Raw genomic sequence first — 21,543 nt, forward strand, 5'->3', positions numbered from 1 at the left:
AACAAACTGCTCAAACAAGCATTTGCCTTAGCATCAAAAAATGAATACTATTTACAAAATAATTAAAAATAAATTTGCTTTTAAACACAGTTCATTTCGACCGGAGGGAGAAATCCTCGCAAGTAGCTCCGTTCCTAAAAGCCAATCTTTGTCAAGTTTCTAACGAGGATTTCTCCCTCCGGTCGAAATGACAAAATTGTAGATAATTGAATCCAGATTGAGATTATTTAACCTTAACTTATAATTTCTTATATCACTTATATGGTTTAAATCCCGCTTTCTTTGGAATTTCTAAATTGAACCTGACAACTCTCCAATTCTTCCTCAGAACTATGTCTTTTATAATACACATAAACAATCACCGAAAGAATACAAATAATTCCCTGAATCGCCACTGTATTTCTGGTTCCTATAATATGTGAAACATAGCCAATAATCAAACTTCCAACAGGAATCATTCCCTGATACGCCATCAAATAGTAACTAATACTTCTGGAACGCATGTTTACCGTACTTTGTGTCTGAATGTAAATGTTTATAGATGAGGTTTGTGCCATCATACCTACACCACTCAACGCCATACAAATAAGTGCAACAGTTAAACTATTCGAATAGGCGAGGATAATGATGCTAAAACCTAATAACAAGCTCGCAGCGATCATTATTTTCCCCATATTATCTGCTTTTTTAAGATTAGCCAAATAAATAGCCGATAAAATAGATCCAATTCCGGCGGCGCTTTCGAACCAACTGAAAGTTTGAGCATTTCCGCTAAAAATATCTTTCGCAAAAACCGGCATTAAAGTATTAAAAGAAATCACAAACAAACTGCTGCACATTAACATCAGAAGCATTTTGGCCATTTCGGTTTCTTTTCTCACGTAATCCAATCCTTCAATAAAATCATCATACATTTTCATTTTTTCAGTTGCTTTAATATGCGGTGTGATTTTCATCATCAATAACGAAATCAGAACAGGAATGTAGCTTAAAAAGTTTCCAATAAAACAAATGTCTTCCCCATAATTGTGCAGAATAATTCCGGCTAATGCAGGGCCGGCAATTCGGGCAAAATTATTTAATGTTGAGTTTAGGGCAACCGCGTTTGGCAAATCTTCTTTGTTATCTACAATATCAATCATCATGGTTTGTCTGCAAGTCATGTCGAAAGAATTGATGATTCCCTGAATTAAACTTAAGGCCAGAATAAAATTGATGTTGTATATTTTTAAGTAAATCATTAATGCCAAAGCTCCGGCCTGAAGCATTGCCAAAGATTGTAATAAGATCATGGCGCGGTGTTTATCATAGCGCCCAATAATACTTCCGGCTAAAGGCGCCAGAAATAAAGACGGAATCATACTTAAAAAAGTCGCTAATCCTAATAAAAAAACAGAACCCGTAACGCTGTAAACCATCCAACTTACGGCTGTTTTTTGAAGCCAGGTGCCAATTACCGAAACCGATTGTCCGTAAAAGAATAACTTGAAGTTTTTTGATTTTAACGCTTTAAACATGATGCCTGATATTTTTTTACAAAGTTCGGAATTAGTATTTCATTAGAAAAATTAATAATTTTACTGATAATAAGTAGTAAAACTTATCGATATGGAAATCTATCAATTAGAATATTTTATTAAAACGGCTGAAGTACTGCATTTTACAAAAGCTGCCGAATTGTGTTTTGTAACTCAATCGGGATTATCGCAACAAATAAAAAAGTTAGAGGAAGAACTCGGGATGCCTTTGTTTATAAGGATTGGAAAGAAAGTGCAGCTTACAGAAGCCGGATCTGTATTCCTGATTCATGCGAAACAAGTAATCGAAAATGTACAAAGTGGTAAACAGGCGATAGATGATTTGAACCAAATGATTGGTGGCGAATTACGAATTGGCGTTACCTACATTTTTGGACTTTTGGTTTTGCCCATCGTCAACTTGTTTGCAAAAACATATCCGAATTTAAAGATTGTGGTTGAATATGGCTCAACGGAACCTTTAGAAACTAAATTATTAAATAATGAGCTGGATTTGGTTCTGGTCATTTCATCCAAAGAGATAAAAGAAACCATTCAGAAAATCCCATTGTTTAGGTCGAATTTGGTTATGGCGGTTGCAAAAACACATCCGTTGGCGACTTTAGATAAAATTTCCTTTAAAAAAATAGGGGAATATCCGCTTGTTTTGCCTGTAAGAGGATTTAGTTCGAGAGAATTTCTGGATGAATTGTTTCTAAAGAACAATATGAAACCCAAAGTTTCGATCGAATTAAATGCGGTTCATGCGCTTTTACAATTGGTAGAAGAGAGCGGTTGGGTGACAATTGTAACCGAGAAAGCCTTAAAAGGCTGGGATAATCTAAAAGCAATAGCCATTACAGGAGTTCCCACGCAAAGAGATTCTTTTATGTTAACGATCGAAGGAGCTTATCAAAAAAAGGCTGTAAAATTGTTTATGGAAGAATTTAGAAAAAGTATGTAAACTAATATCAGATTTTGTTTTTCTAAGTCAGATTTTTTTGTGTTCTTTGCAGACCAATTTAGAGAGGTGTCCGAGTGGTTGAAGGAGCTAGCCTGGAAAGCTAGTATATGGGTAACTGTATCGTGGGTTCGAATCCCATCCTCTCTGCAAAATAAAATGTCGTTGAAAATGATTATTTAATTTTAAACCCAATTTTACATTCAAAAATGTGAAATTGGGTTTTTTACTACAATTAATTGCTTTAATCCTGTAGTTATCTTAATGGGTTAAAAAAATATTTAACTACTTTTGAATAAGTAAGTTTATAAAAAATCACTTTTTTATTAAATGACAAAAGAAAACCAAATTGAAGAAAGCTTAGTTAATAAGCTAAAAGATTTAAAATATACTTATCGCCCTGAAATATGCGATAGACATTCTCTTGAACGAAACTTTAGAGAAAAGTTTGAAGCACTTAACAGAGTAAATTTAAGCAATTCTGAATTTGCTCGCTTGCGCGACGAAATTATTACTCAGGATGTTTTTACAGCGTCAAAAACTTTACGCGAAAAGAATTATTTTCAACGCGAAGATGGAACCCCTTTGCATTATACTTTGGTAAATATCAAAGATTGGTGCAAAAATGAGTTTGAAGTAATTAATCAATTAAGGATAAATACCGAAAATAGTAACCATCGTTACGATGTTGTTATTTTGATTAATGGTTTGCCAGTTGTTCAAATTGAGTTAAAGGGGATAAGCATATCACCAAGACAGGCAATGCAGCAAATTGTTGATTACAAGAATGACGCAGGAAATGGTTATACCAATTCATTAATGTGTTTTATGCAATTGTTTATTGTAAGCAACCAATCTAACACTTATTATTTTGCTAATAACAAAAACCAGCATTTTCAATTTAATGCTGATGAACAGTTTTTGCCCGTTTATCAACTAGCGGATGAAAACAATAAAAAAATCACCAATTTAGATTTATTTGCCGCTAAATTTTTGCCTAAATGTACTTTAGGTGAAATGATAAGCAAATATATGGTGCTTGTGGAAAGCGAACAAAAGCTTTTGGTTATGAGACCTTATCAAATTTATGCAGTAAAAGCGATTGTAGATTGTATAAATCAAAATCGTGGCAACGGATATATTTGGCATACTACAGGAAGTGGTAAAACTTTAACCTCTTTTAAAGCATCAACACTTTTAAAAGAAAATCCTGAAATTGATAAATGTTTGTTTGTTGTAGATAGAAAAGATTTAGACAGGCAGACAAGAGAAGAATTCAATAAATTTCAAGAAGGAAGTGTTGAAGAAAATACCAACACAGAAAGTTTAGTAAGACGTTTATTGTCTTCTGATTATTCAGATAAAGTTATTGTTACAACTATCCAAAAATTGGGCTTAGCTCTTGATGATACTAAAAATTACAAAGAACGATTAGAATATCTCAAAGACAGTCGAATGGTATTTATTTTTGATGAATGCCATCGTTCTCAATTTGGGGAAAACCATAAAGCAATTAAAGCCTTTTTTCCAAATTCTCAATTATTTGGATTTACAGGAACACCTATTTTTGCGGAGAATTCAAATTATACGGTACGAGAAGGTGAAGAAGCGACTTATAAAACAACAGAATCTATTTTTGAAAAAGAGTTGCATGCCTATACCATAACGCACGCAATTGAAGACAAAAATGTATTACGTTTTCATATCGATTATTTTAAAGGTCAGGGTGATATTAACCCGAAACCTGGTGAAGTGATTGCACAACAAGCGATAGTAGATGCCATTTTAGAAAAACACGATGCTGCAACAAACCACAGAAAATTTAATGCGGTTTTGGCAACAGCTTCTATTAATAATGCAATTGAGTATTATCGTTTATTTAAGCAAACCCAGCAAAAAAAGAAAGAAGCTGATGACGATTATGTTTCTCTAAATATTGCTTGTGTTTTTTCTCCGCCGGCACAATTACTAGCAAAAAAAGGGGATCAAAAAAATGCGGATGATATCAAACAATTACAAGAAGATTTACAGCAAGAGAAGTTTGATAATCAGGTAAATCCTGAAGAGAAGAAACAAGCATTGATTGAAATTATTGATGATTACAACAAACAGTTTGGAGCAAATCATAGCATTAACGAATTTGACGGTTATTATCAGGATGTACAAAAACGTATCAAAGACCAAAAGTGGACACTTCCACGCAAAGACAGAATAGACATTACTATTGTAGTAGATATGTTGCTTACTGGTTTTGATTCTAAATTTTTGAATACTTTATATGTCGATAAAAATGTAAAATATCATGGTTTAATTCAGGCTTTTTCACGTACTAATCGTATATTAAATGACACAAAACCGTATGGTAATATTTTAGATTTCCGTTCACAGCAGGAACAAGTAAACCAAGCTATTACGTTGTTTTCAGGAGAAAACAATGATAAAGCCATTAAAATCTGGATGGTTGATCCCGCACCCGTTGTTATTGAAGAGTACAAAAAAGCGGTGGAAGCTTTAGGGTATTTTATGGAAGAAAACAATTTGGTGAACGAGCCCTCAGAAGTATATAATTTGAGAGGCGACAGCGCTAAAATTGCTTTTGTAAAAAACTTTAAAGAAGTACAAAAGCTAAAAACACAATTAGATCAATATACTGATTTAAACGAAACGCAAAAAAAAGTTATAGAAAGCATATTACCAACAGATCGTTTACAATCGTTTAGAAGTTCGTATTTAGAAACTGCAAGACAATATAAAGCCATACAGGACAAAGAAGGAAATAATGCTCCAGCCGATGTACAGCAATTGGATTTTGAATTTGTTTTGTTTGCTTCTGCGGTAATTGATTATGATTATATCATGAATTTGGTAGCAGACAACTTGCAGATGAAACCGTCTAAACAAAAAATGACGAAGCAGGAAATTATTAGTTTGTTGACTTCTACTGCCAATTTAATGGAAGAGCAGGAAGACTTAACTGATTATATCAATAGTTTAGATTGGAATATAGGACAAGATGTAGAAAAACTACGCAAAGGATACCAAGTTTTTAAAGCTGAGAAAAATGATAAAGCTTTAGCTAAAATTGCATCTGCACACGGTTTGCAAACTGGCGATTTAAAAATATTTGTAGAAAATATTATGAGCCGATTAATTTTTGATGGTGAAGAACTTACAGATTTGCTTGAACCTTTAGATCTTAATTGGAAAGAGCGAAGTGTAAAAGAGCAAATGTTGATGACTGACTTAATACCATTATTAAAAAAACAAGCCCAAGGGCAAGAAATATCTGGACTTACGGCTTATGAATAACAAAACAAATAGATTAATTCCTGAGTTACGTTTTCCTGAATTTAAGAATGATGGGAAATGGGAGGAAAAAAAATTAGGGAATATCGGTAATCCTTCAATGTGCAAAAGAATTTTTAAAGAAGAGACCACAACTAATTCAAAAAATGGGATTCCATTTTATAAAATAGGCACTTTTGGGAAAGAAGCTGATTCATTTATTTCAAAAGAAATTTATGAAGAATATAAAACAAAATTTTCATTTCCAAAAAAAGGGGAAATATTAATTTCTGCATCTGGTACAATTGGAAGGTTAGTTGTTTATGATGGAGAGCCCGCTTTTTTTCAAGATTCAAATATTGTTTGGATAAGCAATGATGAAAACGAGGTTAAAAATAACTTCCTATATTATATTTATTCTTTAGTAAAGTGGCAAACTTCTGATGGAGGTATTATCCAAAGACTGTATAACGCAGATTTAAAAAGTGTAGATATCGCTTTTCCTAAGAATAAAAACGAACAACAAAAAATTTCAGATTGCCTTTCTTCATTAGAGGAATTAATAACTGCTCTTATAAATAAATTAGAAATTTTAAAAAAACACAAAAAAGGATTAATGCAAAATCTTTTTCCACAGGAAGGTGAAAGAGTACCCAAGTTAAGATTTAAAGAGTTTGAGAAAGATGGGAATTGGGTAGGAAAAAAATTAATTGACACTGTAGATAAAAAAATTAAATGGAGTTTTACAGGTGGGCCTTTTGGGTCTAATTTAAAAGCAAGTGATTATACTTCAAATGGAATAAGAATTATTCAATTACAAAATATTGGAGATTCTGAGTTTAAAGATAATTATAAGATATATACATCAATAGAAAAAGCAAATGAATTATTAAGTTGTAATATTTATTCTGGTGAAATAATAATATCAAAAATGGGAGATCCTGTTGGTCGGGCTTGTATAATACCGGAAAAATTAGTTAGATGTGTTCTGGCTTCGGATGGTATTAGATTAGTTGTTGATGAAAAAAAATATTCCAAATACTTTATTTTTTCTTTAATAAATTCAGAAGGTATTAGAGAGGCAATAGAAAAGAAATCTACAGGCTCAACAAGAAAAAGAATAGGCTTAGATGATCTGAAAACAATAGATTTATTCATACCTAAAGATATTAAGGAACAGCAAAAAATAGGAGTAACAATTTATCTTTTAGATAATCTAATTAAAGAGCAAAATAACAAAATAGAGCAACTAAAATCACATAAAAAAGGATTAATGCAAAGCTTGTTTCCTAAAATGAAAAATTAGAATATGGCAACAATAACAAACTTCGATAATCTAAAAGAGATAGCTGGCGAATTTAGAAAGTTTCTTACCGGTGATCATAGAAAGGAGAAAGATGTAATTCTTTTCTATGCTCATAATGGAACTGGGAAGACAAGATTATCAATGGAATTCAAAGGGATGGGCAAAGTTAATGGTAATCAAGATACCTTATATTTTAATGCTTTTACCGAAGATTTATTTTCTTGGGACAATGATTTAGATGGCGATGAACATAGAGTACTCTTATTGAACAAGAATTCACAATTTTTTGGTGGAATTAAGGATTTAGATATTGACAACAAAATTCGTCCTATACTTCATAATTACAGTGACTTCAACTTTGTAATTGACTTTGATTATGTTAAACCAAGCGAAGTAGGTAAAGATAATTCTGAGACATACTGGGCGATTAGATTTATCAGGGAAGAATTGGTAAATGGAATAGCACAGAACGTTGAAAATATAAAAATATCAAGGGGCGAAGAGAATCTTTTTATCTGGTGCTTTTTCTTAGCCATTTATCAATTAGCAATTGAAGGTGCCGAAGGCTACGATTGGGTAAAGTTCGTTTATATTGACGACCCTATTTCTTCTTTAGACGAAAATAAAGCTATTGCTTTAGCTTGTGGTTTAGCAACAATGTTGGAAAGTGGAATTTATGAAGAAATTGAGGAAGCAGGTGAAAAGAAAAAAGTTGAAAGAGAACGTAAAGTAAAAGCAGTTGTGTCTACACATCATAGCCTTTTTTTCAACGTTATCTATAATGAATTAAAAATGAAGCGAAAAACTTATTTTCTTCATTCAAATATTCCACAAAATTATCTATTACAAGACACAGAGGATACTCCATTTTTTCACCACATAGCTTTATTAAGTGAATTAGACAACGTAGCTAAAACTGATGTTATTCATACTTATCACTTTAATGGACTAAGGTCGGTAATGGAAAAAACCGTAAGCTTTTTCGGTTACAATAAGATAGATGAAGTTATTCATGGTTTAGATGACGAAGTCCTTTTTCATAGAGCAGTTCAGTTACTTAGTCATGGGAAGTATTCCATATTTGCTCCTTCCCCCATGACACCTGATACTAAAGATTTATTCAAAAAGATCCTAAAAGGATTTACAGATAAGTATAAATTTAATTTCCCAGAAATATTTAAAGTAGGAAACCAAACAGAAGAAGTATGACAAAAAAAGAACAACAACAATTGGGGAAAACCCTTTGGGAAATAGCTGATAACTTACGAGGAGCAATGAACGCAGACGATTTTCGTGATTATATGCTGTCGTTTCTTTTTTTGAGATATTTATCTGCTAATTATGAAGAATCTGCTAAAAAAGAATTAGGTAAGGATTATCCTGATAATACTCCAAAAGATGTTATGTCTAAATTAAAGGTTAGTACTCCTTTGGAGATTTGGTACACAGAAAATTCAACCGATGTTGAGTTTTTTGAAAAACAAATGCGTAGAAAAATTCACTATGTTATTGAACCCAAGTATTTGTGGAGTAATATAACAGAAATGGCTCGAACTCATAGTGGAGAATTGCTAGAAACATTAAACAAAGGATTTGATTATATAGAAAATCAATCGTTTGGAAATGCATTTCAAGGTTTATTCTCTGAGATTAATTTGAATTCTGAGAAATTAGGGAAAACGCACAAAGATAGAAATGATAAACTTTGTGTTATCATCCAGAAAATATCAGAAGGAATTAAAGATTTTAGTACCGATTCTGATACTTTAGGAGATGCTTATGAGTATTTGATTGGACAGTTTGCAGCTGGTTCTGGAAAAAAAGCAGGAGAATTTTATACTCCACAGCAAATATCTTCTATACTTTCTGAAATCGTAACTTTAGATAGTCAGGATCCAACAACAGGACCAAAAAACAAACTGGAAAGAGTTTTAGATTTTGCTAGTGGTTCAGGTTCGTTATTGCTCAATGTTAGAAAACGTATTATAGACAACAAAGGAAGCGTTGGAAAAATATACGGTCAGGAAAAAAATATTACGACTTATAACTTAGCTCGTATGAACATGCTTTTACACGGCATGAAAGATACCGAGTTTGAAATATTTCACGGAGATACGTTACTTAATCAATGGGATGAATTAAATGAAATGAATCCTGCAAAAAAAATTGAGTTCGATGCTATTGTAGCCAATCCGCCTTTTAGTTTGCGTTGGGAGCCTAACGAAGCTATGGCTGAGGATTTTCGTTTTAAAAGCTATGGTTTAGCCCCAAAATCAGCAGCAGATTTTGCTTTTTTATTACACGGTTTTCATTTCTTAAGCCAAAACGGAACGATGGCTATTATTTTACCGCACGGTGTATTATTCCGTGGTGGGGCAGAAGAGAGAATTAGAACCAAATTGTTGAAAGATAACAATATCGATACCGTTATTGGTCTGCCTTCTAATTTGTTTTATTCTACTGGAATTCCGGTTTGTATTATAATCCTTAAAAAATGTAAAAAAGAAGACGATGTTCTTTTTATCAATGCCAGTGAACATTTTGAAAAAGGTAAAAGACAAAATACATTAAGCGAAGAGCATTTCGAAAAAATTATTGATGCTTACAAATACAGAAACGAACTACCAAGATATTCCCGAAGAGTATCAATGGAGGAAATTGCAAATCAGGGATACAATTTAAATATTTCTCGTTATGTAAATACTTCACGTGAGGAAGAAAAAATTGATTTAATTGAAGAAAATAAAAAAATGAAAATTATAGATTTAGAAATTGAGAAGTTTACAAATGAACATAATAAATTTTTAGACGAGTTGGGTTTACCAAGGATTTAGATGATCTCGATGGTTGTTGAATTTCGAATCCAGTCCTCTCTGCAATTTATTTAAATTAAATAATATCTAAATCTCAAAAAAAGCAATGTGCAAATTTTGCACATTGCATTCAGAAAAACAGTTAAGCTCTCACATATATGACTTTTATTATACCACCGGAATATAAATATCAAATTTAGATCCGTGATGCAGTTTGCCGGTTGCGGTAATAACCCCATTATGATTTTCGACAATTTTTTTCGAAATGGCAAGACCAATCCCGGTTCCTTTATAATCGGTTTTATTGTTCAGCTGTTGGAACATCTCGAAAACGCGGCTTTCAAACTGAGGGTCAAATCCAATACCGTTATCGCTTATAATAATGTGGCAATAATCAGCCGATGATTTATTTTTCTTTGTTGTTGGTTTTGTATAAATACTTTCGATCGTAATATGAGGTGCTTTTTCTTTTGTGGAGAATTTCAGAGAGTTACTCACTAAATTGTATATCAATTGATGAAACTGCGACGGAATTATAAACGCGCTACAATTTCCGGATATTTCGACAATAGCTTTTTTAATTATAATTTCTTTTTTTAAATCTTCTAGTACTTTATCTATAATAGTATTAAGATTGACGTTTTCAAATTTCTTTTCGGTTACACTAGTTCTTGAATAAGTCAATAAATCGTTTATAAGTGCCTGCATATGAAAGGCAGCAACTTCTATTCGTTCAAAATAATATTTTCCTTTATCTGTTAAATTTTGATGTTCATCGGTTGAAATTCGGTCTGCGAAAACCTGTATTTTTCTCAAAGGTTCCTGCAAATGATGACTTGAAATATAGGTAAAAGCTTCAAGTTCGTTGTTGGCGAGGATTAATTCGGCAGCGCGTTTTTCTTTTTCATTGTTCTGGAAAGTAAGTTCTGTGTTAGCTATAAGAAGTTCAGCGGCGCGCTTTTCTTTTTCCTTGTTCTGATACGCCAGTTCTTTATTGGCAATAACGAGTTCTGCGGCTCTTTTTTCTTTTTCTTTATTCTGAAAAGTTAGTTCTTTATTGGCAATGACAAGTTCGGCAGCGCGATCTTCTTTTTCCTGGTTTTGGTAGGCCAGTTCTGTATTTGCAATAACCAATTCGGCAGCACGCTTTTCTTTTTCTTTATTTTGAAATAATAGCTCAGAATTGGCAATGCTTAATTCATCTGCCCGTTTTTGTTTCTCTTTGTTTTGATACGCCAGTTCAGTATTTGCAATAACAAGTTCGGCAGCGCGATCTTCTTTTTCCTGATTTTGATACGCCAGTTCTGCATTGGCAATAAGAAGTTCTGCAGCGCGTTTTTCTTTTTCTTTATTCTGATATGCCAATTCTGTGTTGGCAATAACCAATTCTGCAGCACGTTTTCCCTTTTCTTGATTCTGAAAGGTTAGTTCTTTATTCGCAATAATAAGTTCAGCTGCGCGGTCTTCTTTTTCCTGGTTTTGGTAGGCCAGTTCTGTATTTGCGATAACCAGTTCTGCCGCACGTTTCTCTTTTTCTTTGTTTTGAAAAGCGAGTTCTTTATTAGCAATAATCAATTCTGCAGCACGTTTTTTTCGTTCTTCTATTTGTTGGGCGAGTCTTTTATTAACCAACAACAATTCGTCATTGTGATTTGTTTTATTCTTTTCAGGAAAACTATTTTCATCAGCTGGAATAATCTTTTTTTCACTCATGTTTTTTGGCGCATTTATCCAAATGTAACCTAACTGAATTTAATGTTCTTGTTTTAAATGTCCTAACTGAATTTATAATAGTAAAATAGCATTATCAATCGAACAAATATTTTCATTATGAGTTTTTTCTTTCATTATAAATAATTGATTTTTATTAATTCTAAAAAAAATCGGACTGACTTAGATGAGTAAGGTTTGCACAGTTCTTTATTTTATAAGAAAATATTTATTATTTTTGCGTTTTAAATGGAAAGATAAAGAAATATGGAAATCAAAAATCAAGTACTAGATGCTATAAAAAAAGCTGCTCAGCCTGTAAATGCAGGTAAAGTAGTTGAATTAACTCAATTAGATCGTAAAGAAGTAGATAAAGCAATGAAAATGCTGAAGGACGAAGGTTCAATAGTTTCTCCTAAACGTTGTTTTTGGGAAGCAAAATAAGTTAGAAAAAACTATTAATAAGAGACAGACCTAACAGGTTTTTAAAAACTGATAGGTCTAAATCTAAATTTAAAGCTTAATCTCGAACAAACTAAAAGAACCTTCTTTATAATGTTCCGGTAATTCGCTTGTCCATTCTATTTTGCTGATTCCTTTATAGTCGAAACCGCAGCTTGTGTAGTATTTGTTTATTCTTTCGTTTCCACTATGCGTGTCAAGTCGAATGTATTCCTTGCCGTTTTCTTTGGCATAAACTTTAACCCATTCGATAATTTTTTTCACGTATGATTGTCCTCTGAATTTTGGGTTTGTTGCAATACGATGAAGATATATTGCCGGATCTTGTGCAGCTTCTTTCCAGATAATTAAATCATTAAAAGTAAGCACAAACGTACAGGCAACTTCATTTCCTTCCTTGATTATAAAATGACGATTTTCGGCGATTTCTTTTTCGATTAAAGCTCTTTCAAAACCTCTCCAGCTTTTATTGTTGACCGTTTTTTGATAAGATGTCGCTTGATTGTAAATATCGAAAACAGCATCGATATCTTCATTTGTAGTTTTAAAAAATTCCATTATGGGGTTGTATTCTTTGGATTAATGAATCCTGCAAAGGTAGATTTTCATGGGCGTAAAGGTGATAAAAATTTTCGTTTTAACTTTTTTCATCAGATTTTAGCCAAACCACATTTTGTTCAGATTTGTGATTTTGTCCAATAATATCGAGGTATAATTCTGGTCTTCTTGCTTTTATGTAACGATTTCCTCCAGCCTGAATGTTTTTTTCAGGAGTAAGAATTGCAGTCGCAAAAGAGTCATCAAAAGAGCGACATTCGGCCAGAATATCTCCAAACGGATCAATAATCATCGAACATCCATTTTTTAACTGATCGTCATCCATGCCAATTGGGTTCGAAAAAACAGCATAAATGGCATTGTCATACGCTCTCGCCGGTAGCCATTTCATGAGCCAGTCCCTGCCTTTCATTCCGTCGAATTCCAGTCGTAAAGAAGTAGGATCGGCTTCGCGGTTTTCCCAAAGTTCAGGTGCAACAAAACCGGCGCCAGGTCGGGTAGAAGGCGTGCACATCGTGACATGAGGCATAAAAATAATATCAGCGCCCAAAAGTTTTGTCGCGCGCACATTTTCGATAATATTATTGTCGTAGCAAATTAAAATACCGCATTTCCAGCCTTTAATTTCAAAAATACAATAACGATCTCCGGGCGTTAAATATGGATTGATGAACGGGTGCAGTTTTCTGTATTTGGCCACCAGACCATTTTTGTCTACACAAACATAAGCTTTGAAAAGATTGTCGTTTTCATCTTTTTCAAAAAGTCCTGCCAGAATTACAATGTCATTCTTTTTAGCAATTTCAGTAAGTTTTAAAATGCTTTTTCCAGTTGGGATAATTTCGGCTATGTCCAGCATTTGTTCTTTCGATAAATGTCTGGCAAAAGTATATCCGGTGATCGAACATTCGTGAAACGAAATGACATCGCAACCTTCATGAGCTGCTTTTGCAGAAAGATTTTCGATTACAGATAAATTATAATTTTTGTCGCCGCTTTTATTCTCGAACTGAGCTGTGGCTATTTTTAGATTTTTCATATTCTAAGCTATTAATGAAAGTCAAAAGTAGCATTCAGAAAATTCTATAAATTGTATAAAACCGACATTTTAAAATAAACCTGAAACAGAAGTTTTGATGAGGTTGTTGGTTAATTTTCCGGTGCTCACTAAATATTCTTTCGGCGTTATTCCGGTATGTTTTCTAAATTCTTTTATCAGATGAGATTGATCAGAGAATCCGGCATCATAACAAATAGTGGTGAGATTGGTTTCTTGAGATTTGTATTTTAGCAGTTTTAAGAAATGATGTAGCCTTATAACGTTGCCAAATTTTTTCGGGTTTAACCCAATGCATTCTTTAAATTTTCTCTCCAAATGTCTTTCGGTATAACCGGTATAATCCACCAATTGTTTTAGAGTGAAATCTCCTTTATTAGCAATAATAAAATCTAAAGAATTATTGATGATAAACTGATTTGAAATAGGTTTTGTAACGATCAAGGCGCTGAAAAATTGATTCAGATCTTCAATTCTTCCCTGATTATTTTGTTCCGATAATTTTTCCTGAAGTAGAGACGCTTTTTGACCCAATACATCTTCAACCGGAATAATAGCATCCTGAAATTCATTGGCCGGAATTCCTAATAACTGATGTATTCCGTTGGGCTGAAAAACGACAATTATCAATGAAATTTCATTATCAGAATAAATGTCTTTAAAGCCATCGAGTTGTCCGTATATAAAAGAAGTTGGCAAATAATTCTTTACTTCATAATTGTCAAGACCAGAAATAAGTTTGTTTTTTAAAGAAAATACAAGACCGGTATTACCATCAGAAAACAAGCGCAATTTTTGTATAGCGGTTGCCGCACTATGCAGAAAAAGATAATGTTTTATGTAAGGTGCTAATTCTTTTGATGGTGAAACCTGCATTTTTTTATTGATTATATACTATCGAAATGATCTTCGATTACGGTTGCGCCTCTTTTTTCTAAGTCTGCCAGCATTTCTTCTTTTCGATGTTGTACATCGTCTCCGGTTGCTATAAATTCTTTTAAAAGCACTACTTCATAACCTACTTCAAGCGCATCAATGGCGGTTTGTTTGATACAATATTCGGCTAAAAAACCGCACAATATAAGTTTACGAATCTGATTGTCTTCCAAAAAACTTTTAAATTCTTCGGAGGAAAAACTGCTATGCTGCGTTTTTGAAATTAATTGAGAAGCATCATCAAAATCAATGTCAATTTCATGGCCAGTTGTTCCTTCGATACACATCGAAATTCCCGCTCCAAATTGGTCTTTTTGATAATTAGAATAAATAATGACAAATTTATTCGAGTCAAATTGTTTCGTTAATTTGTTTATTCGGGCTTTAACTTCTTGTATTTGATTAATGGAATGATTTTTCGCGTAAGCGCCCTTAATATCAGTAAAATCTTTTTGTGGATCTATAATTACTATTAACTCTTCGGCTTTTAATTTCATCACTTTAATCTGTTTTTTGAACCTGAAATTTTAAGATTTAGGTTTTTACAAAATTAAGGATAATTTCCGGACTATGATTTTTTGCGCTTTTTTCTGATTATAAAATTGATTGAATTAGAAAAGCGCTTCTTGTTAAAATTATCTAAAAATATTATATATTTGGTCCCGTATATAAATATTTTAATGGATTTACCCCCTTATTCACCGGGCTTACATAAACTGGTTACTTTGCATGTCGCTAAAACTCAAAAACTAACAGATAGTCAGGGTTTTGTTGCGATAACCAATTCTATTTTAGAGCAATACAGTCTCGAGAAAGTAGGCGTTATTGTTCATGATTTTGATAATGACAGCTTCACGATTTCGTTTTGCCTTAAAGAATCTCATATTTGTATACACACCTGGCCAGAATACAATCAGCTTACTTTAGATGTTTATTTGTGCAATTATCAACAGGATAATTCGCAAAAAGTACGCGATGTTATGGCCCATTATATTGCTTATTTTGAAGGAACAATTATAAAAGATTTTGAAATTAACCGTTAGTATATGAAAGTTCCTTGTTACGATTGTAATACCGTTACCGAATTAGAAGTTGGTTTTAAAGTAGTAAATTTTGTCTGCCCCAATTGCCATAGATTGTATTGGGCAGATAGCGAAGGACAGCTTCGTTCAAGATCGAAATTTAAGCCAGAGGTAAACTATTTTGATTTTAAAATTGGAGATAAAGGTTTTCTAAAAGGCGCCGAATATATGGTTACCGGCGCGATAACCAAAAAAGTCAACGGAGGTTATCATTGGAGAGAATATATTCTGAAAAATGATGCTGGTGATTTTGTTTATCTTTCTGAATCAGACGGGCATTGGATATTTTTGACCGAAATGGAAGAGAAATTCGATGTGCGAACCCATCCAAAATCGATAACATACGAGAGCAGTTCTTTTCATCTTTATGAATATTCAGATACCGATATTGACAATGCCGCAGGTTTTTTTGATTTTGAATTGCCTGTTAAGAGAGTTCATCTGACGGAATATATTCAACCGCCTTTGATGATTTCTATCGAAAAAATGAACGGTGTCGAAACTGCTTTTTTGGGTGAATATATTAGTAAAAAAGAAATTAAAAAAGCATTTCCGCAAACTGATTTACCTTATCAGAGAGGTGTAAATATGGTTCAGCCTTATTATTTTGATGTAAATAATATGGCTATTATATTTTGCGTTTTTCTTTTAATGATCATTACGACAAACTGGTACATTTATAAAGATCAGGCAGAACAGACTGTTTTTGATAAAGCCATAGCTTTTACTGATTTTAACGATAAGGAATTGACAAGTGAATCATTTGTTCTAAAAGGAGGTTCGGCTCCCATTACCGTTCACGTGTCAACAGATGTCGATAATTCATGGGCGAATGTAGATGTTGCGCTGGTAAATGAAACCACTAATGATGAAATTCATGCCAATAAAGATATTGAGTATTATCACGGCTACGAAGATGGCGAAAGCTGGACCGAAGGAAACTGGTCTGAAAAATTTAATATTTGCGGAGTAAAAGCAGGAAAATATCACCTTTTGATTAAACCATTAAAAGCACCCGAAGACAATAAAAATACGGCAATGAAGCTGAAAGTGGTTTGGAATCAGCCTTCAAGTCGTAATGTATGGATCATTGCGATATTTATGATTGTGGTATATATCGTGATTCGATATTTTAAAATTAATTTTGAAAAAACCAGATGGGAAGACAGTTCTTACTCTCCCTACAGCGAATAACAATTATGAAAAGTATTTTTGATTTTTTAAAGAATAATATAGCCGCACTTGCAATAGGATTATTTTGCTTTGCCGCTTATTTGTATTTTGCTTATTCCGGAAACCGGATTTGCGATTGCGAAACCACAGAAAAATATAGTACATCAGGAAGTCGAAGTTCAGTTAATCATTTTTATCATAAATAAATTTCTAAAGTATGGATTTAATACATTACCAGCCCATCGTTAATTCGATCATTTATTCAGTTTTAGGGTTTGTTATTTTAATAGCAGCTTATTTCATCATCGAAAAAATGACTCCCGAAAACACCTGGAAAGAGGTTGTCGAGAAAAATAATATTGCTGTTGCTATTGTTTTGGCAGCATTTATCATTGGTATTTCAATGATTATTAGTGCCGCAATTCATGGGTAAAAAGTTTCTTAGGTTCGAATTTTTATTGCTGTTTGCCGTATTTGTTATTGCGACCTGCGGGCTTATTTATGAGCTTGTTGCGGGTACTCTGGCCAGTTATTTATTAGGCGATTCAGTCAAACAATTTTCGTTTATTATTGGCGTTTACCTGTTTTCAATGGGTATTGGCTCTTTTTTTTCTAAGTTTTTTCATAAAAATTTACTGAACACTTTTGTCGAAATCGAGATATTAGTTGGTTTAATTGGCGGCTTGAGTTCAGTAGTTTTATTTTTATTGTTCGAAAGTGTCGAGTACTTTCAGTTCATTTTGTATTTACTGGTTTTTATAACCGGATTTTTGGTCGGGTTAGAAATTCCGTTATTAATGAATATCCTTAAGGATAAAGTCGAGTTCAGGGATTTGGTTTCGAATGTTTTTACCTTCGATTATATTGGGGCTTTACTGGCATCGATTCTTTTTCCGTTGATTCTGGTTCCCAAATTAGGAATCATGGGAACTTCATTATTCTTTGGGATGATTAATGTAAGTATTGCCATTGCTTTGTGTTTTCTTTTAAAGAAAGAATTAAAAAACAGTTACTTCTTAAAAGCAAAAGCCATTTTCTCATTTGCAATTTTATTAGGCGTTTTTCTTTTTACTGATGTTATCTTATCTTACTCAGAAGGAAAACTTTACGGAGAAAATATCATTTATACGAACTCAACTCCTTATCAGAGAATCGTTTTAACGCATAATAAGAGCGATTACAGGCTTTATCTAAACAACAACCTACAATTTAGTTCAGCCGATGAATATCGTTACCACGAAGCCTTGGTGCATCCCGTAATGTCAATTGCCAAAAATGTCAAACATGTTTTGGTTTTGGGCGGAGGTGATGGTTTGGCCGTTCGTGAGATTTTAAAATACAAAGACGTCGAAAAAGTAACCTTAGTCGATCTTGATCAGGGAATGACAAAATTGTTTCAAACCAATAAGGTATTAACCGATTTTAATAAAGGTTCGCTGAACAACCCGAAAGTTACAGTCATCAATACCGATGCCTATATTTGGGCGAAAAGCTGTGCCGAAAAGTTTGATGTCGCGATTATCGATTTTCCCGATCCGTCAAATTATAGCTTAGGAAAGCTGTATTCTTTGAATTTTTATCAAACCCTAAAAACAATTTTGCAGCCGGATGCAGCGGTTGTCATTCAGACGACTTCGCCTTATTTTGCGCCAAAATCGTTTTGGTGTATCAATAAAACGGTCATGCAGGTTTTTCCTCAGGTCGATGCGTATCATGCTTATGTTCCTTCGTTTGGAGAATGGGGTTACACGATCGCCATCAACGGTTTTGGAACTACTTTTAACAATGTAAACAGAAAAGCTGACGGATTAAGATTCTACAATTACCAGTTCGACAGATTCAATTATTTTACCAATGATATGATCTCAAATGAAATTGAAATCAATCGATTAGACAACCAAATTTTAGTACGCTATTTTGATGAAGAATGGGGAAAATTACAGTAAATCAAGGCGCAGTTTTGTAAAAGGAATTGGAGCTTCTTTACTATTAATTCCTTTCCTGCAATTTTGTTCCGATAAAATTATCCAGCTGTTGCTTCGTTTGTCCGGAACCAATCATCTTTTGGGACATCGATTATGGATAAAAGATTTCCCAAAACCAACAACTCAAATTCATATTCCATATTTGATTGTAGGCGGCGGAATTTCAGGATTAAGTGCTGCAAGACAATTTCATAAAAAAGGAATTTCTGATTTTTTGATGCTTGAATTAGAAAGTCATTTGGGCGGAAACTCTTCAAACGGAGAAAATAAATATTCTAAATTTCCTTTGGGTGCGCATTATTTGCCTTTGCCTAATTTTAAGGATAAAGAATTGTTACAATTTCTTGAAGAAGAAAAAATCATATTAAGTTACGATGCAAAAGGATTGCCTGTTTTTGATGAATTGCAATTGTCTTTTGCTCCTGACGAACGTTTATTTTATAAAAATAATTGGCAGGAAGGAGTCGTTCCTAAAGAAGGAAATTCTAAAGATCAGGATCTGGAATTCCAACGTTTTTTTAAATTAATGGATACTTTTCGTGAAGGAAAAGGAAAAGATGGAAAGTACTTATTTGATATTCCGCTTCATCTTTCTTCAGAAGATATTCAGACCAGAAGTTTGGATAAAATCACGATGAAAGAATGGTTTGAAACCAATAATTTCAAAGCAAAACCTTTGTTTGATTATATTGATTATTGCTGTAAAGATGATTTCGGACTTGGGATTCATTATGTTTCTGCCTGGGCTGGAATTCATTATTTTGCCGGACGAAAACAAGATGCATCTTCAGATAAAAAAGATAGCGTTTTGACCTGGCCGGAAGGAAACGCCAGATTAGCCTCTCATCTCAAAAAATATACCGACAAAAAAACGTTGAAAAATCATTTGGTTTATGAAGTTAAAGTCGAAAACAATAAAGTGGTTGCCAAAGCTTTTGACGATGTCAAAAAAGTTTCGGTAGAAATTATTGCTGATAAAGTAATCATGGCAACGCCACAGTTTGTGAATCAGTATGTGATCAAAGACCGAAAAGAATTTACAAAAGAGTTTCATTATACGCCCTGGCTTTTGGCAAGTTTAACGGTGACCGATTTAGCTGATAATTTTAGTTTTCCGCTTTCGTGGGATAATGTTATTTACGATGCAAAAGGTTTGGGTTATGTGTATGATCAGCATCAATCGTTGAATCAGGTTCAGACCAAAAAGGTTATTACGTATTATTATAGTTTCTCTTCTGCCGATTTAAAAAAATCACGAAAGGAATTGTATAAAAAGAATAAAGAATATTGGAAACAATTCGTTTTTGATGATCTTAAAATTGCACATCCGGATATTGAAGAATGTACCGAAGAAATGGAAGTCTTTCTTTTAGGTCACGGAATGGTAAGTCCTGCACCGGGTTTTATTTTTGGCAAAGCCAAAGAAGAAGCTTCAAAAAGTATTGAGAATCGTATTTATTTTGCACATACAGATCTTTCGGGAATTTCGATTTTTGAAGAAGCTTTTCATCACGGAATTAATGTCGTAAACCAAATTTTAGATGAAACAACCCTGGATTCATAAAGCCAAAACCGATTTAGCGTTCATCATTGGTCCGTCCTTTTTTGTGTTGGCGATTATATTTTTGTTTCAGGATTATATTACTGAAATAGAAAATAAGTATTCGTTTTATACCTGGCTTTTTCTGATTGTTTTTATTGATGTGGCGCACGTTTATGCGACGTTATTCAAAACATATTTTGTGGCTGATGAATTCAAAAAGAACAAAAAAAGGTTATTGCTCTTGCCAACAATTTGTTTCGCCATTGGTATTATTCTTTTCTCTTTTGGGAGTTTGGTTTTCTGGTCTTTTCTGGCTTATGTTGCTGTTTTTCATTTTATCAGGCAGCAATATGGTTTTATGCGATTGTATGCGAGAAACGAAGAAAAAACGAGAGTTTCTGTTATTATAGACAATCTCGCCATTTATGCATCAACAGGTTATCCTATGTTGTATTGGTTTTTTTCTTCACAAAGGAAATTCAATTGGTTTGTGGTAAATGAGTTTTTTCGTTTTGAGAATGCCTTTTTACTACAAATATTGTTTTGGATTTACGTTTCGATTTTATTCATTTATGTAAGTTACACCATTCATAAAAGTATAAAAAACAGGTTTTTCAATATTCCTAAAAATGCCATTATTCTGGGAACAGCGCTTTCGTGGTATTTTGGAATCGTGTATTTTAATGACGATCTTATTTTTACTTTATTAAATGTCGTCTCTCACGGAATTCCTTATATGGCATTGGTTTATTTTAGGGAAATCGAAAATAAACCGAATCAGAGTTTGGGAGTTTTTAGTTATCTAAAAAGCTATAATGCCATTTTTATTTATATCCTGATTTTAATGGGAATTGCTTTTACCGAAGAATTTTTATGGGAAGTCTTGGTTTGGAAAGAAAACTTCTCGGTAGCATCTATTGATTTTTCTTCCTGGCAATTTTTAATAGTTCCGTTGTTAAGTGTACCACAATTTACCCATTATTTACTCGACGGATTTATTTGGAAATCGAATAAAAGTTCTTGATGTAGTATAGTTTTTGAACACGAATTTCACGAATTGACACTAATTTTAATTCATGACTTAGTTTGTGAATTAATTACACGAACGAATCCGTGTGAATTCGTGAAATTCGTGTTTACTTTTTTATACGTTAC

The 21,543-nt window shown here is 33.1% G+C and carries 18 protein-coding genes and 1 tRNA gene; 13 read left to right on the forward strand and 6 right to left on the reverse strand.

Features of this window, described 5'->3' with window-relative positions; genetic code table 11:
* Positions 1 to 266: 266 nt before the first annotated feature.
* Positions 267 to 1,517 carry an MFS transporter gene (locus tag ACIDC4_RS11750; protein WP_412045169.1) on the reverse strand — a complete coding sequence of 417 codons (1,251 nt, stop codon included), beginning with the start codon at positions 1,515 to 1,517 and terminating at the stop codon, positions 267 to 269.
* Between the two features lie 91 nt (positions 1,518 to 1,608).
* On the opposite strand from ACIDC4_RS11750, the gene ACIDC4_RS11755 reads away from it, so the two are divergent.
* From ACIDC4_RS11755 to ACIDC4_RS11780, 6 genes are all read left to right on the forward strand, one after another.
* Positions 1,609 to 2,481, forward strand: a complete 873-nt coding sequence (locus ACIDC4_RS11755) for a LysR substrate-binding domain-containing protein (RefSeq protein ID WP_412045170.1) — start codon at positions 1,609 to 1,611, stop codon at positions 2,479 to 2,481.
* Positions 2,482 to 2,541: 60 nt separating this feature from the next.
* Positions 2,542 to 2,628, forward strand: a tRNA-Ser gene (locus ACIDC4_RS11760).
* A 180-nt stretch (positions 2,629 to 2,808) separates the two neighbouring features.
* Complete coding sequence (locus ACIDC4_RS11765; protein WP_412045171.1) at positions 2,809 to 5,787, forward strand: type I restriction endonuclease subunit R; 2,979 nt, start codon at positions 2,809 to 2,811, stop codon at positions 5,785 to 5,787.
* Positions 5,780 to 7,069 carry a restriction endonuclease subunit S gene (locus tag ACIDC4_RS11770; protein ID WP_412045172.1) on the forward strand — a complete coding sequence of 430 codons (1,290 nt, stop codon included), beginning with the start codon at positions 5,780 to 5,782 and terminating at the stop codon, positions 7,067 to 7,069. The genes ACIDC4_RS11765 and ACIDC4_RS11770 overlap by 8 nt, the downstream gene beginning before the upstream one ends.
* 3 nt (positions 7,070 to 7,072) lie before the next feature.
* On the forward strand, positions 7,073 to 8,278 hold the full coding sequence (locus tag ACIDC4_RS11775; RefSeq protein ID WP_412045173.1) for an AAA family ATPase: 1,206 nt from the start codon (positions 7,073 to 7,075) through the stop codon (positions 8,276 to 8,278).
* Positions 8,275 to 9,903: a type I restriction-modification system subunit M gene (locus ACIDC4_RS11780; RefSeq protein WP_412045174.1), complete on the forward strand. Its 1,629-nt coding sequence runs from the start codon at positions 8,275 to 8,277 to the stop codon at positions 9,901 to 9,903. Before ACIDC4_RS11775 ends, ACIDC4_RS11780 begins: the two co-directional genes overlap by 4 nt.
* A 147-nt stretch (positions 9,904 to 10,050) precedes the next feature.
* Here ACIDC4_RS11780 and ACIDC4_RS11785 read toward each other — a convergent pair whose 3' ends face one another.
* Positions 10,051 to 11,595: a sensor histidine kinase gene (locus ACIDC4_RS11785; RefSeq protein WP_412045175.1), complete on the reverse strand. Its 1,545-nt coding sequence runs from the start codon at positions 11,593 to 11,595 to the stop codon at positions 10,051 to 10,053.
* A gap of 264 nt (positions 11,596 to 11,859) precedes the next feature.
* On the opposite strand from ACIDC4_RS11785, the gene ACIDC4_RS11790 reads away from it, so the two are divergent.
* The gene (locus tag ACIDC4_RS11790) at positions 11,860 to 12,036 is read left to right on the forward strand and encodes a hypothetical protein (RefSeq protein ID WP_412045176.1); all 177 of its coding nucleotides are present in this window, start codon (positions 11,860 to 11,862) and stop codon (positions 12,034 to 12,036) included.
* 69 nt (positions 12,037 to 12,105) lie between these two features.
* On the opposite strand, the gene ACIDC4_RS11795 is transcribed toward ACIDC4_RS11790, so the two are convergent.
* The 4 genes from ACIDC4_RS11795 to ACIDC4_RS11810 all read right to left on the reverse strand — a co-directional run bounded on the left by ACIDC4_RS11795 (position 12,106) and on the right by ACIDC4_RS11810 (position 15,102).
* Positions 12,106 to 12,612: a GNAT family N-acetyltransferase gene (locus tag ACIDC4_RS11795; protein ID WP_412045177.1), complete on the reverse strand. Its 507-nt coding sequence runs from the start codon at positions 12,610 to 12,612 to the stop codon at positions 12,106 to 12,108.
* A 79-nt stretch (positions 12,613 to 12,691) separates the two neighbouring features.
* Positions 12,692 to 13,651 carry a nitrilase family protein gene (locus ACIDC4_RS11800; protein WP_412045178.1) on the reverse strand — a complete coding sequence of 320 codons (960 nt, stop codon included), beginning with the start codon at positions 13,649 to 13,651 and terminating at the stop codon, positions 12,692 to 12,694.
* A gap of 69 nt (positions 13,652 to 13,720) precedes the next feature.
* Positions 13,721 to 14,545 (reverse strand): AraC family transcriptional regulator, encoded by an 825-nt coding sequence (locus ACIDC4_RS11805; RefSeq protein WP_412045179.1) that lies wholly within the window; start codon positions 14,543 to 14,545, stop codon positions 13,721 to 13,723.
* Positions 14,546 to 14,556: 11 nt separating this feature from the next.
* Complete coding sequence (locus tag ACIDC4_RS11810; protein ID WP_412045245.1) at positions 14,557 to 15,102, reverse strand: cysteine hydrolase family protein; 546 nt, start codon at positions 15,100 to 15,102, stop codon at positions 14,557 to 14,559.
* 183 nt (positions 15,103 to 15,285) lie between these two features.
* On the opposite strand from ACIDC4_RS11810, the gene ACIDC4_RS11815 reads away from it, so the two are divergent.
* From ACIDC4_RS11815 to ACIDC4_RS11840, 6 genes are all read left to right on the forward strand, one after another.
* Entirely contained in the window at positions 15,286 to 15,648 is a 363-nt protein-coding gene (locus ACIDC4_RS11815) for an S-adenosylmethionine decarboxylase family protein (protein WP_230034542.1), read from the forward strand.
* 3 nt (positions 15,649 to 15,651) lie between these two features.
* Positions 15,652 to 16,881 (forward strand): DUF4178 domain-containing protein, encoded by a 1,230-nt coding sequence (locus tag ACIDC4_RS11820; protein WP_412045180.1) that lies wholly within the window; start codon positions 15,652 to 15,654, stop codon positions 16,879 to 16,881.
* Positions 16,882 to 17,077: 196 nt separating this feature from the next.
* Positions 17,078 to 17,293, forward strand: coding sequence for a DUF350 domain-containing protein (locus ACIDC4_RS11825; RefSeq protein WP_065451555.1), 216 nt, complete (start codon positions 17,078 to 17,080; stop codon positions 17,291 to 17,293).
* Positions 17,286 to 18,806, forward strand: coding sequence for a polyamine aminopropyltransferase (locus tag ACIDC4_RS11830; RefSeq protein ID WP_412045181.1), 1,521 nt, complete (start codon positions 17,286 to 17,288; stop codon positions 18,804 to 18,806). Before ACIDC4_RS11825 ends, ACIDC4_RS11830 begins: the two co-directional genes overlap by 8 nt.
* Positions 18,781 to 20,409, forward strand: a complete 1,629-nt coding sequence (locus ACIDC4_RS11835) for an NAD(P)/FAD-dependent oxidoreductase (RefSeq protein ID WP_412045182.1) — start codon at positions 18,781 to 18,783, stop codon at positions 20,407 to 20,409. Before ACIDC4_RS11830 ends, ACIDC4_RS11835 begins: the two co-directional genes overlap by 26 nt.
* The gene (locus tag ACIDC4_RS11840; RefSeq protein WP_412045183.1) at positions 20,387 to 21,412 is read left to right on the forward strand and encodes a hypothetical protein; all 1,026 of its coding nucleotides are present in this window, start codon (positions 20,387 to 20,389) and stop codon (positions 21,410 to 21,412) included. Before ACIDC4_RS11835 ends, ACIDC4_RS11840 begins: the two co-directional genes overlap by 23 nt.
* Positions 21,413 to 21,543 lie beyond the last annotated feature (131 nt).

Source organism: Flavobacterium sp. C3NV, assembly GCF_046825355.2.
Classification (GTDB): Bacteria; Bacteroidota; Bacteroidia; order Flavobacteriales; family Flavobacteriaceae; genus Flavobacterium.

Coding starts and splice junctions, on each gene's coding strand:
- ACIDC4_RS11750 (WP_412045169.1), bottom strand. CDS start 1,517: ATGTTTAAAGCGTTAAAATCAAAAAACTTCAAGTTATTCTTTTACGGA.
- ACIDC4_RS11755 (WP_412045170.1), top strand. CDS start 1,609: ATGGAAATCTATCAATTAGAATATTTTATTAAAACGGCTGAAGTACTG.
- ACIDC4_RS11765 (WP_412045171.1), top strand. CDS start 2,809: ATGACAAAAGAAAACCAAATTGAAGAAAGCTTAGTTAATAAGCTAAAA.
- ACIDC4_RS11770 (WP_412045172.1), top strand. CDS start 5,780: ATGAATAACAAAACAAATAGATTAATTCCTGAGTTACGTTTTCCTGAA.
- ACIDC4_RS11775 (WP_412045173.1), top strand. CDS start 7,073: ATGGCAACAATAACAAACTTCGATAATCTAAAAGAGATAGCTGGCGAA.
- ACIDC4_RS11780 (WP_412045174.1), top strand. CDS start 8,275: ATGACAAAAAAAGAACAACAACAATTGGGGAAAACCCTTTGGGAAATA.
- ACIDC4_RS11785 (WP_412045175.1), bottom strand. CDS start 11,595: ATGAGTGAAAAAAAGATTATTCCAGCTGATGAAAATAGTTTTCCTGAA.
- ACIDC4_RS11790 (WP_412045176.1), top strand. CDS start 11,860: ATGGAAATCAAAAATCAAGTACTAGATGCTATAAAAAAAGCTGCTCAG.
- ACIDC4_RS11795 (WP_412045177.1), bottom strand. CDS start 12,612: ATGGAATTTTTTAAAACTACAAATGAAGATATCGATGCTGTTTTCGAT.
- ACIDC4_RS11800 (WP_412045178.1), bottom strand. CDS start 13,651: ATGAAAAATCTAAAAATAGCCACAGCTCAGTTCGAGAATAAAAGCGGC.
- ACIDC4_RS11805 (WP_412045179.1), bottom strand. CDS start 14,545: ATGCAGGTTTCACCATCAAAAGAATTAGCACCTTACATAAAACATTAT.
- ACIDC4_RS11810 (WP_412045245.1), bottom strand. CDS start 15,102: ATGAAATTAAAAGCCGAAGAGTTAATAGTAATTATAGATCCACAAAAA.
- ACIDC4_RS11815 (WP_230034542.1), top strand. CDS start 15,286: ATGGATTTACCCCCTTATTCACCGGGCTTACATAAACTGGTTACTTTG.
- ACIDC4_RS11820 (WP_412045180.1), top strand. CDS start 15,652: ATGAAAGTTCCTTGTTACGATTGTAATACCGTTACCGAATTAGAAGTT.
- ACIDC4_RS11825 (WP_065451555.1), top strand. CDS start 17,078: ATGGATTTAATACATTACCAGCCCATCGTTAATTCGATCATTTATTCA.
- ACIDC4_RS11830 (WP_412045181.1), top strand. CDS start 17,286: ATGGGTAAAAAGTTTCTTAGGTTCGAATTTTTATTGCTGTTTGCCGTA.
- ACIDC4_RS11835 (WP_412045182.1), top strand. CDS start 18,781: ATGAAGAATGGGGAAAATTACAGTAAATCAAGGCGCAGTTTTGTAAAA.
- ACIDC4_RS11840 (WP_412045183.1), top strand. CDS start 20,387: ATGAAACAACCCTGGATTCATAAAGCCAAAACCGATTTAGCGTTCATC.